At 72.5% G+C, this 14,376-nt stretch carries 13 protein-coding genes and 1 pseudogene; 8 read left to right on the top strand and 6 right to left on the bottom strand.

Translation table 11 applies throughout. From position 1 onward, the window contains the following. Positions 1-397, top strand: a pseudogene (locus tag BM430_RS10115) (porin family protein); the annotation flags it as partial. A gap of 341 nt (positions 398-738) precedes the next feature. Here the strand turns inward: BM430_RS10115 and BM430_RS10110 are convergent. Continuing rightward, positions 739-1,218, bottom strand: coding sequence for an Lrp/AsnC family transcriptional regulator (locus BM430_RS10110; protein WP_093567108.1), 480 nt, complete (start codon positions 1,216-1,218; stop codon positions 739-741). Positions 1,219-1,339: 121 nt separating this feature from the next. Here BM430_RS10110 and BM430_RS10105 point away from each other — a divergent pair, with 121 nt between their 5' ends. The 3 genes from BM430_RS10105 (at position 1,340) to BM430_RS10095 (ending at position 5,606) form a co-directional block, all read left to right on the top strand. Continuing rightward, on the top strand, positions 1,340-4,804 hold the full coding sequence (locus tag BM430_RS10105) for an indolepyruvate ferredoxin oxidoreductase family protein (protein ID WP_093567107.1): 3,465 nt from the start codon (positions 1,340-1,342) through the stop codon (positions 4,802-4,804). Between the two features lie 99 nt (positions 4,805-4,903). After that, positions 4,904-5,119 (top strand): DUF2842 domain-containing protein, encoded by a 216-nt coding sequence (locus tag BM430_RS10100; protein ID WP_093567106.1) that lies wholly within the window; start codon positions 4,904-4,906, stop codon positions 5,117-5,119. Positions 5,120-5,255: 136 nt separating this feature from the next. Further along, complete coding sequence (locus tag BM430_RS10095; protein WP_093567105.1) at positions 5,256-5,606, top strand: hypothetical protein; 351 nt, start codon at positions 5,256-5,258, stop codon at positions 5,604-5,606. 3 nt (positions 5,607-5,609) lie between these two features. On the opposite strand, the gene BM430_RS10090 is transcribed toward BM430_RS10095, so the two are convergent. After that, positions 5,610-6,680, bottom strand: coding sequence for a polysaccharide deacetylase family protein (locus BM430_RS10090; RefSeq protein WP_093567104.1), 1,071 nt, complete (start codon positions 6,678-6,680; stop codon positions 5,610-5,612). 100 nt (positions 6,681-6,780) lie between these two features. Between BM430_RS10090 and BM430_RS10085 the strand changes: the two genes are divergently transcribed. Continuing rightward, the gene (locus BM430_RS10085; protein ID WP_093567103.1) at positions 6,781-7,962 is read left to right on the top strand and encodes a GNAT family N-acetyltransferase; all 1,182 of its coding nucleotides are present in this window, start codon (positions 6,781-6,783) and stop codon (positions 7,960-7,962) included. Between the two features lie 145 nt (positions 7,963-8,107). Here the strand turns inward: BM430_RS10085 and cobT are convergent, their stop codons facing one another. Further along, positions 8,108-9,136, bottom strand: a complete 1,029-nt coding sequence (gene cobT, locus BM430_RS10080; RefSeq protein WP_093567102.1) for a nicotinate-nucleotide--dimethylbenzimidazole phosphoribosyltransferase — start codon at positions 9,134-9,136, stop codon at positions 8,108-8,110. Between the two features lie 142 nt (positions 9,137-9,278). Here cobT and cobS point away from each other — a divergent pair, with 142 nt between their 5' ends. From cobS to BM430_RS10065, 3 genes are read left to right on the top strand one after another with little or no spacing between them, the layout of a single operon-like run. Continuing rightward, positions 9,279-10,121: an adenosylcobinamide-GDP ribazoletransferase gene (gene cobS / locus BM430_RS10075; protein ID WP_244539414.1), complete on the top strand. Its 843-nt coding sequence runs from the start codon at positions 9,279-9,281 to the stop codon at positions 10,119-10,121. Beyond that, complete coding sequence (locus BM430_RS10070) at positions 10,121-10,327, top strand: DUF1289 domain-containing protein (protein ID WP_093567100.1); 207 nt, start codon at positions 10,121-10,123, stop codon at positions 10,325-10,327. Before cobS ends, BM430_RS10070 begins: the two co-directional genes overlap by 1 nt. Before the next feature lie 5 nt (positions 10,328-10,332). Continuing rightward, on the top strand, positions 10,333-11,031 hold the full coding sequence (locus BM430_RS10065) for a retropepsin-like aspartic protease family protein (protein ID WP_244539413.1): 699 nt from the start codon (positions 10,333-10,335) through the stop codon (positions 11,029-11,031). A gap of 3 nt (positions 11,032-11,034) precedes the next feature. Here the strand turns inward: BM430_RS10065 and BM430_RS10060 are convergent, their stop codons facing one another. The 3 genes from BM430_RS10060 to BM430_RS10050 form a co-directional block, all read right to left on the bottom strand. Next, the gene (locus BM430_RS10060) at positions 11,035-11,457 is read right to left on the bottom strand and encodes a cupin domain-containing protein (RefSeq protein ID WP_093567099.1); all 423 of its coding nucleotides are present in this window, start codon (positions 11,455-11,457) and stop codon (positions 11,035-11,037) included. A 490-nt stretch (positions 11,458-11,947) separates the two neighbouring features. Further along, positions 11,948-13,285, bottom strand: coding sequence for an MFS transporter (locus tag BM430_RS10055; RefSeq protein WP_093567098.1), 1,338 nt, complete (start codon positions 13,283-13,285; stop codon positions 11,948-11,950). Between the two features lie 100 nt (positions 13,286-13,385). Beyond that, positions 13,386-14,264 carry a shikimate dehydrogenase gene (locus BM430_RS10050; RefSeq protein WP_093567097.1) on the bottom strand — a complete coding sequence of 293 codons (879 nt, stop codon included), beginning with the start codon at positions 14,262-14,264 and terminating at the stop codon, positions 13,386-13,388. Positions 14,265-14,376: the final 112 nt, after the last annotated feature.

Below are 14,376 nucleotides of genomic sequence, written 5' to 3'. Positions count from 1 at the left end.
CCGTCTCGGCTACGCCTGGGATCGCACCCTCGTGTACGCCACCGGCGGTTTCGCCTACGGCTCGGGCGGCGGTCGCGATTTCGGCCTGACCAACAGCTCGCGTGACGACTTCCAGACCGGCTGGGTCGTCGGCGGCGGCGTCGAGTACGCCCTGCCCACCGACTCGTTCTTCAACTTCTTCCGTTCGTCGGCGGTGACGCTGAAGGTCGAAGGTCTGTACGTGAAGCTGGACCAGGGCAACCGCAACAACGGCGTGTTCGCCCAGACCGCCAACGGCACGCAGTACTCGGTGTTCTCGCCGGGAGTGGTGTCGGTCGGCCCGGCCAACCTGTACCGTCGCGAGACCGAGTTCGCGGTCGTTCGCGCCGGCCTGAACTACAAGTTCAACGGCTTCTAGTCGTCGCACTCCGTCACCTCGACGGAGCGGAGCCCGGCCGAAAGGCCGGGCTCTTTTTTTTATGTCAATAGGCTTTCGAAACGACCTTTGCTCGCCGTTGAGCCGACCCGATCCATACTCTCCTGGTCATCCCGGGGCCGCGCAGCGGAACCCGGGATCCATAACCGCTGACGCGTCAGGATGGAGCGGATCGCGCTTCGCCCTTTTCGGCATCGTCAGCGGTTATGGATCCCGGGTTCTCGCCTGCGGCGAGCCCCGGGATGACGTAGAGGGAAATCGGCCGCTTCCCCGGATTGATCGTAGCCACCGATCAAACAGGCGCTGAAAACCGTCAGCCTTAATCACGCCCCCGTCGGCACCTTCACGCTGAACTTCACCTCGCGCAGCGCGAAGTTCGAGTGGATCTGCTGCACCGCCGGGCAGGAGAATACCGCCTCCTGCAGGAAGCGCTCGTAGTGCTGGGCGTCCCGTACCACGACGCGCAGCAGGTAATCGGCCTGGCCGGTGGTGGAGAAGCATTCCAGCACCTCGTCCCGGCGCCCGATCACGCGCTCGAACTCGGCCACGCCGTCCCGGTCGTGCTTGGCGAGCGTGACGTGGGCGAAGACGCATTGGCCGTGGCCGAGCGCCGCGGCATCCACCAGCGCGACGTAGCCGCGGATGATCCCCCGCTCCTCCAGCGCCTTCAGCCGCCGCCAGGTCGGCGAGGTCGACAGCCCGATCCGCTGCGCGAGATCCTGCACCGAGAGCCGGGCGTCGTCCTGCAGCGCATCCAGGATCGCCCGCTCGAAACGGTCCGGCGCGTCTCCCCGTTCAGGCATGGGCATGTCCCGTTTCAAGGTTTCCGACGCCGTTCGTACCTCCGGACCCCGCGACACGGAAGCGAAGAGGCAGGTTTTGCCTGTGCGGGCGGCATAGCCTGACGGCGAGGAGACCCCGCTGATGCCCGAGCTCGACCGCGCCTACCGCCTCGACGACCGTTTCGACCGCGCGACCGGCCGGGCCTACATGACCGGCACGCAGGCCCTGGTCCGCCTGCTTCTCGCTCAGAGCCGGATCGACCGCCGCGACGGGCTGAACACCGCCGGCCTCGTCTCCGGCTATCGCGGCTCGCCGCTCGGCGCCGTCGACCAGGAATTGTGGCGGGCGAAGGAGCGGCTGGCCGAGGCCGGGATCCGCTTCCAGCCCGGCATCAACGAGGATCTGGCGGCGGCGGCCCTGCTGGGCAGCCAACGCGTCGCCCTCGATCCGGCCGCCACCGTCGAGGGCGTGTTCGGCCTCTGGTACGGCAAGGGCCCGGGCGTCGACCGTTCCGGCGACGCGCTCAAGCACGGCAACGCCTATGGCAGCAGCCCGAAGGGCGGCGTGCTGGTCGTCGCCGGCGACGACCATGGCTGCGTCTCGTCCTCGATGTCGCACCAGAGCGACCTCGCCCTCGCGGCCTGGCACATGCCGGTGATCCATCCGGGAAGCATCGCCGAGTACGAGGCCTTCGGCCTGTGGGGCTTCGCCGCGTCGCGCTTCTCCGGCGCCTGGATCGGGTTCAAGGCGATCTCCGAGGTGGTGGAGGGCGCGGCCTCGGTCGCGCTGGCCCCGCTGCCCTCCTTCGCGACCCCCGACTTCACGCCGCCGCAGGGCGGCCTGCACATCCGCTGGCCCGACCTGCCGAGCCTCGCCATCGAGGCGCGCGCGCTGCAGAAGCTCGAGGCGGTCCGCGCCTTCGCGCGGGCCAATCCCCTCGACCGGCTGGTGGTGGCGCCGGAGCGCCCCCGTCTCCTCGTCGTCACCGTCGGCAAGGCCCATGGCGACGCGATGGAGGCGTTCCGGCTCCTCGGCCACGGCCCGGATTCGCTGAAGGCCGCCGGCGTCGCGGTCATGAAGGTCGGCCTCGTCCACCCGCTCGACGTCGCGGGACTCTCAGGACTGGCGGCGGGCGTCGAGACCGTGCTGGTGATCGAGGAGAAGGCGCCGCTGGTCGAGCGCCAGCTGCGCGAGGCGCTCTACGACTTGACCCCGGCGCATCGCCCGCGCATCCTCGGCAAGCGCGACGCGGATGGCCGACCCCTGGTCCCGGAGGTCGAGGAGCTGCGCCCCTCGCGCCTCGTCGGGATTCTGGCCCAGAGCCTTCGCGGCCTCGGCCTCGCGGTCGCGGAGCCGCAGGGTCCCTCCGCCCCCGCTCCCTCCGGTCCGCTGCCGGTGCGCACGCCGTATTTCTGCTCCGGCTGCCCGCACAACACCTCGACCCGGGTGCCGGCGGGGTCGCAAGGGAGGGCCGGAATCGGCTGCCACTTCATGGCGAACTGGATGGAGCGCGACACCACCGGCATCGTGCCGATGGGGGCCGAGGGCGTCGACTGGACCGGCCAGGCGCCATTCACCCGCCAGGCCCACGTCTTCCAGAATCTCGGCGACGGGACCTATTTTCATTCCGGCCACGCGGCGATCCGGCAGGCAGTCGCGAGCGGGGCGAACATCACCTACAAGATCCTCTACAACGACGCGGTGGCGATGACCGGCGGCCAGCCGGTCGACGGCGTGCTCACCGTGCCGCAGATCACCCGCCTGGTCTCGGCCGAGGGCGCGGCCCGCGTCGTGGTGGTGTCGGACGATCCCGAGCGGGTGGCGAAGGCGGCCGCCCGCGACCCCCTCGGGCCCGGCGTCACCGTGCATCACCGCGACGACCTCGACGCCGTGCAGCGGGAGTTGCGGGAGACGAAGGGCGTCACGTTGCTGGTCTACGACCAGACCTGCGCCACCGAGGCGCGCCGGCGGCGCAAGCGCGGCAAGAGCCCGCCGGCCGCCCGGCGTGCGGTCATCAACCCGCTCGTCTGCGAGGGCTGCGGCGATTGCCAGCAGAAATCGAACTGCCTCTCGGTCGTGCCGGTCGAGACCGAATTTGGGCGGAAGCGCGCCATCGACCAGACCGGCTGCAACAGCGACCTCTCCTGCCTCAAGGGCTTCTGCCCGTCCTTCGTGACCCTGGAGGGCGCGACGCCCCGGCGCCGGCCCGGCGTCGCGGTCGCGCCCGAGGCGGTCGCCGCCCGCGCCGCCGCTCTTCCCGAACCCGACACCGCCCTCGGCGCCGCACCCTACGAGATCCTGGTCGCCGGCGTCGGCGGCACCGGCGTCGTGACGGTGGGCGCCCTCATCACCGTGGCGGCCCATCTCGAGGGGCATGGAGCCAGCGTGCTCGACTTCATGGGCTTTGCCCAGAAGGGCGGACAGGTGCTGTCCTTCGTGCGGCTCGCGCGGGATCCGGGCGCGCTCCACCAGGTGCGGATCGACCGCGGCCGGGCCGACGCGGTTCTGGCCTGCGACCTCGTGGTGGCGGCGAGTGCGGACGCGGCCTCGGTGATCGATCCCGCCCGCACCCGGATCGTCGCCAACACCCACGAGATCCCGACCGGCGCGACCCTGCGCGACCCCAACGCCCGGATCGACACGCGGATGCTGGAAACTTTGCTCACCCGCCGGGTCGGCGCCGGGGCGCTCCGCAGCCTCGACGCGCAGGCGATGGCGGCGCGGCTGACCGGCGACGCGCAAGCCGCCAACGTGCTGCTCCTCGGATTCGCCTGGCAATGCGGGCTGGTGCCGGTCTCGCGCGAGGCCCTCGATCAGGCCGTGGCGCTGAACGGCGTCGCGGTGGCGGGCAACCGCCTGGCGCTCGCCTGGGGCCGGCTGCTCGCGGCCGATCCGGCCTTCGTCGAGAGCCATCTCGCCCCGGAGCCCGCGCCGGCGCAGGACCTCGACACCCTGGTGGTCCGCCGGGCCGAGTACCTCACCGCCTACCAGGACGAACCTTATGCGGCGCGCTACCGCGACCGGGTCGCCGTGGTCCGGGCGCGGGGTGGAGATGTTTTGGCCGAGGCGGTCGCCCGCTCGCTCTTCAAGCTGATGGCGATCAAGGACGAGTACGAGGTGGCCCGCCTCCAATCCGATCCGGCCTTCCATGCCCGCCTCGCCGAGGAGTTCGAGGGACGAGACGCGGGAGGCCGCTTGCGGCCGACCTTCCACCTCGCGCCGCCCTTCCTCGCCCGGACCCGGCCGGGTGAATCCGAGCCGCGCAAGATCGCCTTCGGCCCGTGGCTGCTGCCGGTGCTGCGCGGGCTCGCGGCCATGAAGGGCCTGCGTGGCCGGCGCCTCGACCCCCTGCGGCTGATCGCCGAGCGGCGGGAGGAGCGGGCGGTGCTGGCGGAGTACGAGAGCCAGATCGACGCCGCCCTCGCCCTCGTCGGCCGGGCGGAGCCGTCGGCCTTGCAGGACCTCCTCGCCGCCCCCCAGGAGATCCGCGGCTTCGGCCCGGTCAAGGCGCGGGCGATCGCGGCGTGGCGCGCGCGGAGCGACGCGCTGCTGGCCGCCGCCCGGGCCGGCAACGATTCCGGGGCGCCGCTGTCGCGGGCGGGTTAACGGGTCGTCCCCCTGCGTCGGCCGGCCGGATTGCCGTCCGGCGGCCGCTCGCGTAGGCGGGGGCTCACGAGATTGCCACCGCCTCAGGGTTGCCCCACCATGCGCCGCCGCACCCGTTCCTTCGTCGGGACGATCGTGATGATCGCATTCGTGCTGATCTACGCGCCCCTCGCCATGGCGCTCGCCGACAGCCGCATCGCCCAGACGCCGCCGGTCGTGCAATCAATACTCTACGCGCTCCTCGGACTCGCCTGGATCATCCCGCTGATGCCGCTGATCCGCTGGATGGAGCGGCCCGACCGCGACCCGGCCTGACCCGGTCTCAATGGACTGACTGGTGCAGAGGCCGGGTTTTCGCCAAAAAGGTCTGGCAGACGTCCCGGTCGCAGCCTTTCGGCCCGCGCCCTCACGCTTCGGCACTCCTCGACACCCGCAAGGCAGCCCCAGGCCCATGCGCCACGCGCTCGCGCTCTTCCTCCTCCTCGGTCCCCTCGCCGGTGCCGCCCTGGCGCAGGGCGCGCCGCGCTCCGTCGGCGAGTGCGAGCGCATCAAGGGCGACCTCGCCTACAACCAGTGCCTGTCGCTGTTCGGCCCCGCCGCGAAGGGCGTCGCCGCCGCGGCCGCGGCGGTCTCCGCGGCGATCCCGCGCCTGCCCCTCCCTCCTGCCCTCGCCGAGGCGGTGGCGCCCGCGCCCCGCGGCCGCCGCGGCTGGACCCGGCGCCTGCGCGGCGGCCGGCAGAGCGCGAGCTTCGCGGTGATCAGCGGCGGCAGCCGCCACTACCGTCGCGGCCGCCGCCGCTGAACGTCACCCGACATTGAGCCGCCGGCCCCGGTTCCAGGCCAGGAACGGCACGCCGGAGAGGAGCGCGCCCAGGGCCGCGTCGGTCTGGAAGCAGCCGTTGACCGAGACTCGCGGCAGGGCATGCAGGTGCGCAGCGTGCTCCGGGAAGAGGTGGCCGGGCCGGGTCGTCACGGCGGTACTGTAGCCCGCCTCGCGGGCGAGGCCGAATTCCCGCGCACCCGCCGAGCCCGGATCGCCCACCGGATAGGAGAAATGCTCCGGCACCCGGCCGAGCAGGGCGCCGAGGCGCGCCCGCCCCTCGACGATCTCCCGGCGGGCGGTGGCGTCGTCGTGCTTGGCGAGCATCGGGTGGGACAGGGTGTGGGCGGCGAGCGTCACCGCCTCGTCCCGGGCGAGATCCCGCAACTCGCCCGGCGACAGGCACAGCTCGCCGGCGATTCCGCCCGCGTCGATCCCGGCCTCCCGGCACAGGCGCAGGGTCGCCGCGCGCAAGACCTCCTCCGGCCCGGCCCGCAGGACGCGATAGGCCTGCGCGAAGGCGGCGGATTTCTGCGGGTCGTCGCCCGCGGGCAGATCGAGCCCGGCCTCCGGCAGCCGCACCCTGTCGAGGACCCGGATCGCCCGCTCCAGCTCGATCCACCACAGCCGTCCGGTCCCGGTGGCGTAGTCGTGGGTGACGTAGAGCGTCCAGGGCGCGCCGTGGCGGCGCAAGATCGGGGCGGCGTATTCCAGGTTGTCGCGGTAGCCGTCGTCGAAGGTCAGCACCGCGAAGGGCTCTCCCGTCTCCGTCAGACGCCGCGGCAGGTCCGACAGGGGGACGATCGCGAAGCCCCGCGCCCGCAAAGCCGTCAGCGTGCGGTCGAGGAAGGACGGGGTGATGGCCAGCAGCCGGTTCGGCGCGTAGGCGCCCGGCGGCGGCTCGTCCGGCCGGACGTGGTGGAAGGTCAGGATCACGCCCCGGCCGCGGGCGGCGGGGGCGAGCCAGCGGTCGGCCCCGGTCGCCGCGATGGTGGCGAAGCCGGCCTGGAACAGACGGTGGCGCGTGGAAGAAACGAGTGCTTTGGCGGAGAGCATGACCGGAGGATGGCGGCGATCGGCCAAAGCTTCGTTACGACGTTTGCGGATTCTGCACGCTTGCCCGGTAGGTCATCGGCAGGACGTGCGAGGTGGAGCGATGAGCGGCACGATGCAACTCGCAGCGGAGGGCGTGGCGGCCGGCCCGGCGCCGTCGCCCACCCTGACGCCCGAGATCTTCTCCGGCCTCGCGGCGGCCGAGGCACCCTGGCGTGCGCTCGAGGCGACGCCCGGCGCGGTGATGACGCCCTATCAGCGCTTCGACTGGGTGGCCGCCTGCGCGCACCTGCTGCCGGCGGGGGCACGGCCCTGCCCGGTGCTGCTGCGCGATTCAGGCGGGCGGCCCGTCGCGCTCCTGCCGCTGTACACGCATCGCGAGGCCGGCATCCGCGTCGCCCGGGTGATCGGCGGCCGGCACGCGAATTTCCACATGCCGCTCTTCTCCGGCCCGGAGGCGATGGCTCTGCCGGCCGACGCCTATGCCCGGGCGCTGCGCCGCGCCGGCGCCGAGGCCGGCCTCGACGTGATCCATCTGCCGGACCAGCCGCGGCTGTGGAACGGCGTGGCGAATCCGCTGGCCGCGGGCTCGCCCTCGCCGAGCGACGCCTACGGCCTGGCCCTTGAGGCCGATCCTGACGCCGTGCTGAAGCGGTGCTTGAGCGGCGACGCGCGCCGAAAGCTGCGCCAGAAGGAGAAATGGCTGGTCGCCGCGCACGGCCCCGTCGCGCACCGGGTCGCGGCGGACGTCGCCGAGGGCGAGGAGATCCTCTCGGCCTATCTCGCCCAGAAGGCGGTGCGGTTCGCGCAAGATGGCATCCGCGACCCGTTCGCCGATCCGGCGGCGCGGGACTTCCTCGCGGCCGCGCACCGGGCCGGCGCCCTGGAGCTGCACGCCCTGCGGACGGAGGGGGGACGCATCCTCGCCACCTTCGTGGGCGCGGTCGATGCCACGCGCTTCAGCGGCATGCTGACCTCGTTCGATCCCGATCCCGCGCTCGCCCGCTTCAGCCCCGGCGACCTGCTGCTCCAGGCGCTGATCCGCGACCAGTCCTTACGCGGCCGCACCGCCCTCGACCTCGGGGTCGGCGAGGCGCGCTACAAGGCGAGCGTCTGCGACGAGACGATCGCCCTCGTCGATGCGGTGATCCCGGTGAGCCTGCGCGGCCGGGCCTACGGGGCGGCGGCCGGGGCGGGCGCCCGCCTGAAGCGGCGGATCAAGCGCGATCCGCGACTCTGGGCGCTCGTCGGGCGGATGCGCAAGGCGATGGCGCGGAAGGCCTGACGCAAGATTGACGGTATCGTCGCTCGAACCGACAGTTCTTCTAACCCTCCGCGTCATCCCGGGGCCGCGTAGCGGAACCCGGGATGACCCCGACGGTGGCAGCGACGTCGAGAGACTTGGCGTCCCGATTACCCTAGCGTCCCGATCACACCGGCCCCGACACCCCCGCCTGCGCGAAGGTCGCCATCTCGCGGTGGCAGGCCACCGCCGCCTTGACGAGGCCGAGCGCGAGCGCGGCGCCGCTGCCCTCGCCGAGGCGGAGCCCCAAGTCGAGGAGCGGGCGCAGGCCGAGGCGCTCCAGCACCGCGGCGTGGTCGCCCTCCGCCGAGACGTGGCCGGCGAGGCAATGGTCGAGGGCGCGGGGATCGACGGCGTGGAGGAGCGCGGCGGCGGCCGTCGAGACGTAGCCGTCGATCACCACCGGCACCCGCTGCTGCCGCGCCGCCAGGATCGCCCCGGCCATCGCGGCGATCTCGCGGCCGCCTAAGCGCGCCATCACGGCGAGCGGGTCGTCGAGATGGCCCTGGTGGCAGGTGAGCGCCGCCTCGACCGCCGCGACCTTGCGGGAGAAGCCCGCCTCGTCGATGCCGGTGCCGCGGCCGACCCAGCGGGCCGGCTCGCCGCCGTAGAGCGCGGCGTAGATCGCCGCCGCCACCGTGGTATTGCCGATGCCCATCTCGCCGACGGCGAGCCCGTCGGTGCCCGCCGCCACCGCCTCCATGCCGAACGCCATCGTGGCGACGCAAGCCTTCTCGGTCATCGCCGGCTCGGTCGTGATGTCGCCGGTCGGCATGTCGATGGCGAGGTCGAACACCTTGAAGCCGAGCCCGTAGGCGGCGCAGATCTGGTTGATCGCCGCCCCGCCCGCGGCGAAATTGTCGAGCATCTGGCGGTTGACCGTCGACGGGTAGGCCGAGACGCCTCTGTTCGCCACGCCGTGGCTGCCGGCGAAGACGCAGACCAGCGGCCGGTCGAGGCTCGGCGGTGCCTTGCCCTGCCAGGCCGCCATCCAGGCGGCGAGGAATTCGAGCCGGCCGAGGCTGCCGGCGGGCTTGGTCAGGAGCGAGTCGCGGGCCGAGACCTCGGCGGCGGCGGATTCGTCCGGCCCCGGCATGGTGGCGATCAGGCGGCGGATGTCGTCGAACGGGGCGGCGTCGGTCGGGGTGTCGGCCATGGGAATCGGTGTCCTGCGGGGGCAACCCGCTTGGCGGGCTATCGTGAGGCGTGCAGATACAGCAAAATGCCGGAGGGGCGAATCCAGAGGTGCAGGGGCGCCTAGCGGCGGGGCACGTGGGCGAATGGGGACAGGATTGAACATGGGGCCTGATCGGGCCGACGACGCGTTCGAGCCGCCCGTGCCCCGCTCCGGCCCGTGGCCTCCCCTCGCCGACCTCGCCGCCTGCCTGCGCTTCTACAGCCGCCTGCCGGTCCCGGCCCTGCCGGGCGAGACCGACGTCCACGCCGCGCCGGATTTCCGCACCGTGCCGCGGATGCTGCCGCTGGCCGGCCTGGTGATCGGAGCGGCGGGCGCCGTCGCGCTCGCCGCCTCCCTGGCGCTCGGCCTCGGGCCGTTCCTCGCCGCGACCCTGGCGCTCGCCTTCACGACGCTGGTCACCGGCGCCTTGCACGAGGACGGCCTCGCCGACGTGGCGGACGGGTTCGGCGGCGGCGCCACGCCGACGCGGCGCCTCGAGATCATGCGCGACAGCCGCATCGGCGCCTACGGGGCCGCCGCCCTGGTCCTGTCCTATGCGCTGCGCATCGGGGCGCTCGCCACCCTCGCCGACCGGATCGGCTGGCGCGTCGCCGTCGCCTTTCTGATGGCGGCGGCTTTGTCGCGCACCGCCGCCCTGTGGCCTCTCTGCCGCCTCCCTCCGGCCCGGCCGGACGGCGCCGCCCACGCGGTCGGCCGGCCGACGACCGCGACCCACGCCACCGCCTGGGCGCTCTGCCTCGCCGTGCTCGCCGCCGCCGGCCTCCTCGGCCTGCCCTGGCTGTCCTTAAGCCTCGCGGGACTCCTCGCCTTCCTCGCCGCCTGGACGCTGAGCCGCATGGCAGCCCGCCTCGTCGGCGGCCAGACCGGCGACGTGATCGGCGCGAGCCAGCAGCTGGCCGAGATCGCCGCCCTCCTCGCCCTCGTGATCGCGATTCCCGCCTGATGCCCGCCTCCTCCCCCTGCATCCGCCTCTGCGTCCTCGATCCCGTCACCGGCCTGTGCGAGGGCTGCGGCCGCACGGCTGCCGAGATCGCCGCCTGGGGTTCCCTGTCCGAGCCGGAGCGGCTGCGGATCATGGCCGGGCTGCCGGCGCGGCTCGCGGCCGCTGATCCCGAGCCGGAGCCCGCGCCGGCCCCGGCCCTGGCCTGACGCCCGTGCCGGGCGCCGTCGGCATCGGACTCCTGCTCCTCGCCTGCGCCTATGCGCTGAATGCTTTTGGCGGGCGCGAGGTCGCGGGCCTGCGCCCCGACGAGGCGGCCGGACTCGCGGCGGCCGGCGGCGCGGCCCTGATGATTCTGAACGGCGTCGGCAACCGGTTCCGGTCGGGCCTCGGCGAGGGGCTCGTCTCGCTGCTGCTCTGGATCGGGATCGGGTCGGGCGCGGCCGGCCTCTACGCCTATCGCGACGCGGCGCGGGACATGGCGTTCCGGGCGCTCGGCGAGATGCGGCCGGGCGAGCCGGTGCCGGGGCGCGGCGACGAGGTGGTGATCGCCCGGCGGGTCGATGGCGGCTTCACGGTGCAGGCCAAGGTCAACGGCCGTGCGCAGGCCTTCGCCTTCGATACCGGCGCGAGCGCGGTGGTGCTCACCGCCGAGACCGCGACCCAACTCGGCCTCCACCCGGGCCCGGGCGCCTACCGGGTCCAGGTCCAGACCGCCAACGGCCGCACCGCCGCGGCCCCTGTGGTGCTCGACACGGTGGCGGTCGGGCCGATCACCGAGACGCGCGTCGCCGCCCTGGTGACGAAGCCCGGGGCGCTCGGCGTGAACCTGCTCGGGATGAGCTTCCTGGAGCGGCTGAACTCCTACGAGGTGCGGGGCAGCCGCCTGATCTTGCGCGGGGCGCGGGGCTGACGCCTATGCCGGCGAGGCCAGCGGCTTGCCCTTCTCGACGATGTAGGTGCTGAGGATGCGGACCGACTTGGCCCCGCTCTTCGCGCCGGCATGGGGCACGCCCGCCGGGACCTGGAAGGCGTCGCCGGCCTTGAGCACGCGGGTCGGCTGGCCCTCGATCGGCAGCTCGATCTCGCCGTCCAGGACGTAGCCCGCCTCGATGCCCGGATGGGTGTGGCGGCCGACCAGCACGCCGGGCTCGATCTCGACCTCCGCGGTGATGGTGACGTAGCCGGGGGCCGGCCCCTCGGTCTGGCCCAGGACCTTGCGCTTCACCCCCGGCGTCGCAGCGGGCGGCGTCTGCGCCCCGGCCTCGGTGGCGAGAAAGCCGGTCAGGCTGCAGATCGCGCACGAGGCAAATCCCGCGAAACCGCGTCGCGTCAGCATGGTGTTCCTCCCGTCGGTCGCGCTCTCTCCGGAGTGCGGTTCGGGGAGTGTGCGCGCGTGCGGGGGACAGTCAAGAGACGGGGATAGACTGAGTTGTTTTTGATCGCCGGGCTGTCCGGGGCAAGTCCTCCTTGAAATGAAGCGCGGGTTTCCCCCTCCCCCCTCTGCGGGGGAGGGTGGCGAGCGTAAGCGAGCCGGGAGAGGGGACGCCGCTTCCGGATAGGGCGGAGGCGTCGCGAAGGGCGCTCCCTGGAACAGCGTCGCGCTGCCCCTCTCCCGCCCGGCTCCGCCGGGCACCCTCCCCCGCAGAGGGGGGAGGGGGAAACCCGCGCCAACTCTTCTGTCGGACAGCCCTGATCTGATCGGGTATGCCAGTCGCGCACGGCCACGCAGCATCGCGAAAAGACAAGGCTGCCCCGGCACCGTGATGCGGCGCCGGGGCAGCCTGAAAGTTTAGGTGCCGGCGCCCTGACGCCGGCAATACCAGTTCTCAGCGCTTGCCGAGCTGCTCCATCGGCGTCCGGTAGGTCTCCCGCGCCGTGAAGATCGAGACCGCGGCGATGCCCGCCGTGGCGGTGACGAACAGTGCCACCGGGACCCAGCCGGTCGGGCCGGTGCCGAGCAGCGAGGCGCTGATCACCGGGGCGAAGCCGCCGAGCGCGAAGCCGATCTGGGTGCCGATCGCCATGCCCGACAGGCGGACCTTGGTGTCGAACATCTCACCGTAGAGCGACGGCCACACCCCGTTGGCGGCGCTGTAGACCACGCCCGAGAGCAGGATGCCGAAGCAGAAGATGAGGGCTAAGTTGCCCTGGCTGATCGCCCACATGTAGGGCCAGATCAGCGCCGCGGAGCCGAGCGCGCCGAAGATGAAGACCGGGCGGCGGCCGATCCGGTCGGACAGGGCCGCGAAGGCCGGGATCGCGCCGAGCGCCACGACGTTGGCCAGGATCAGCACGGTCAGCATCGTCGAGCGGTCGATCTGCATCGTATTGACGGCGTAGGACAGGGTGAAGACGCTGAAGATCGTGCTCACCACCGAGACGAGCGCCGCGAAGATCACCCGCACCACGTCGTCCCACTGGGTGCGGAACAGCATCGCGACCGGAAGCTCCGCCTTCGCGTGGGTGTGCTCCTCCTGCTCCTTCTCGAAGACCGGGGTCTCCGGCAGGGTGCGGCGGACCCAGAAGCCGACGGCGACCACGAGGGCGCTGAGGAAGAACGGGATGCGCCAGCCCCAGGACAGCATCTGCGCCTCGGGCATCTGGGTGATCGGCAGGAAGACCAGCGTGGCGAGGATCAGCCCGGCCTGCGTGCCGCTCAGGGTGAAGCTGGTGAAGAAGGCGCGCTTGTTCGAAGGCGCGTGTTCGAGGGTCATCGAGTTGGCGCCGGCCTGCTCGCCCGCGGCCGAGATGCCCTGGAGCAGGCGGGCGATGACGAGCAGGATCGGCGACAGGATGCCGAGCTGGTCGTAGGTCGGCAGGCAGCCGATCATGAAGGTCGAGATGCCCATCAGGAGCAGCGTGAAGGTGAGCACCTTCTTGCGGCCGAAGCGGTCGCCGATATGGCCGAGCGCCACCGCGCCGAGCGGCCGGGTGATGTAGGCGACGCCGAAGGTCGCGAACGAGGCGATCGCCGCCGCCTGCGGGTTCGCGGCCGAGAAGAACAGTTTTGGGAAGATCAGCGCCGCGGCAGTGCCGTAGATGAAGAAGTCATAATACTCGACCGCGCTGCCGATCCAGCTCGCGAGTGCGGCCTTCTTCGGGGTTTTCACGGCCTCGGGCTCGTCGGCGGCCAGCGCGGCCGCCGGAAGGACGGTTGAGGTCATCGGGCGTTTCCTGGGATGGAGGAGAGGACGGGCCCGTTGGGTCGGGCCGCATTCTGGAAGAGTTGGGCCGCGGCGCGCGCCGCCGGCCGGGGGAAAAGCCTCAGGCCGTCCGGCCGAGCTCGGCGAAGTGGCGCAGCATCCGCTCCGGATCCGGGGTCCGGCCGGTGATGAGCCGGAACGCCTCGACCGCCTGGAACACCGCCATGCCGCCGCCGTCGAGGGTGCGGCAGCCGATCCGCCGCGCCTCGCGCAGGAGCGCGGTCTCGAGCGGGAAGTAGACGATCTCGGCGACGAAGAGTTTTGGGTGCAGGTATTCCGCCGGCAGCGGCAGGCCCGGATACTTGTCCATGCCGGTCGGCGTGCAGTGGACGAGGCCGTCGGCGGCCGCGACCTCCGCCTGAAGGTCGGTGCAGGCCCGCGCCCGGCCGGCGCCGAAGCGCTCGCACAGGGAGGCCGCCACCGACGCCGCCCGGGCCGGGTCGATGTCGTTGAGGACGAGGTCCTTGACCCCGAGGGTGAGGAGCGCGTGCGCCACGGCCGCGCCGGCCCCGCCCGCGCCGAGCTGCACCACGCGGTCGAGTTTCACGTCCGGCAGGCCGCGCCGGAACGCCTCGGCGAAGCCCCACCAGTCGGTGTTGTGGCCGACGCGCTTGCCGTCGCGCAGCACGACCGTGTTGACGGCGCCGAGCGCCGCCGCGTCGGGCGACAGCTCGTCGAGGTGGGCGAGCACTGCCTGCTTGCAGGGATGGGTGATGTTGAGGCCCGAAAAACCCATTCGCTCGGCCGCCTGCAGCAGCTCCGGCAGGGCGTCGGCGCCCAACCCCAAGCGCTCGAGATCGATCTTCTGGTAGAGGAGCCGCAGGCCCTGCGCGTCGCCCTCGTGCTCGTGCATCGCCGGGGTGCGGGAGGCCTGGATGCCGTTGCCGATCAGGCCGGCGAGAATCGAATGGGGAAGGACGGAAGTGGGGGCAGCGCCCATCGCGGGCTCCTCTCTCGGTGCGTTCCTCGGATGGCGCGATTGCGACGCGCTTGAATCCAAATGTACTAACCGGTACGTTCATGTCAAGCGCGAAAGAACGCGGCCTGCCCGG

The organism is Methylobacterium sp. 174MFSha1.1 (assembly GCF_900116815.1).
Classification (GTDB): domain Bacteria; phylum Pseudomonadota; class Alphaproteobacteria; order Rhizobiales; family Beijerinckiaceae; genus Methylobacterium.
Note: the sequence above shows the minus strand (reverse complement) of the source record. Positions and strands in the feature narration are given on the sequence as shown.

Excerpts from the sequence above, each read along its gene's own strand:
- BM430_RS10110 (WP_093567108.1), bottom strand. The coding sequence starts at position 1,218 with ATGCCTGAACGGGGAGACGCGCCGGACCGTTTCGAGCGGGCGATCCTG.
- BM430_RS10105 (WP_093567107.1), top strand. The coding sequence starts at position 1,340 with ATGCCCGAGCTCGACCGCGCCTACCGCCTCGACGACCGTTTCGACCGC.
- BM430_RS10100 (WP_093567106.1), top strand. The coding sequence starts at position 4,904 with ATGCGCCGCCGCACCCGTTCCTTCGTCGGGACGATCGTGATGATCGCA.
- BM430_RS10095 (WP_093567105.1), top strand. The coding sequence starts at position 5,256 with ATGCGCCACGCGCTCGCGCTCTTCCTCCTCCTCGGTCCCCTCGCCGGT.
- BM430_RS10090 (WP_093567104.1), bottom strand. The coding sequence starts at position 6,680 with ATGCTCTCCGCCAAAGCACTCGTTTCTTCCACGCGCCACCGTCTGTTC.
- BM430_RS10085 (WP_093567103.1), top strand. The coding sequence starts at position 6,781 with ATGAGCGGCACGATGCAACTCGCAGCGGAGGGCGTGGCGGCCGGCCCG.
- cobT (WP_093567102.1), bottom strand. The coding sequence starts at position 9,136 with ATGGCCGACACCCCGACCGACGCCGCCCCGTTCGACGACATCCGCCGC.
- cobS (WP_244539414.1), top strand. The coding sequence starts at position 9,279 with ATGGGGCCTGATCGGGCCGACGACGCGTTCGAGCCGCCCGTGCCCCGC.
- BM430_RS10070 (WP_093567100.1), top strand. The coding sequence starts at position 10,121 with ATGCCCGCCTCCTCCCCCTGCATCCGCCTCTGCGTCCTCGATCCCGTC.
- BM430_RS10060 (WP_093567099.1), bottom strand. The coding sequence starts at position 11,457 with ATGCTGACGCGACGCGGTTTCGCGGGATTTGCCTCGTGCGCGATCTGC.
- BM430_RS10055 (WP_093567098.1), bottom strand. The coding sequence starts at position 13,285 with ATGACCTCAACCGTCCTTCCGGCGGCCGCGCTGGCCGCCGACGAGCCC.
- BM430_RS10050 (WP_093567097.1), bottom strand. The coding sequence starts at position 14,264 with ATGGGCGCTGCCCCCACTTCCGTCCTTCCCCATTCGATTCTCGCCGGC.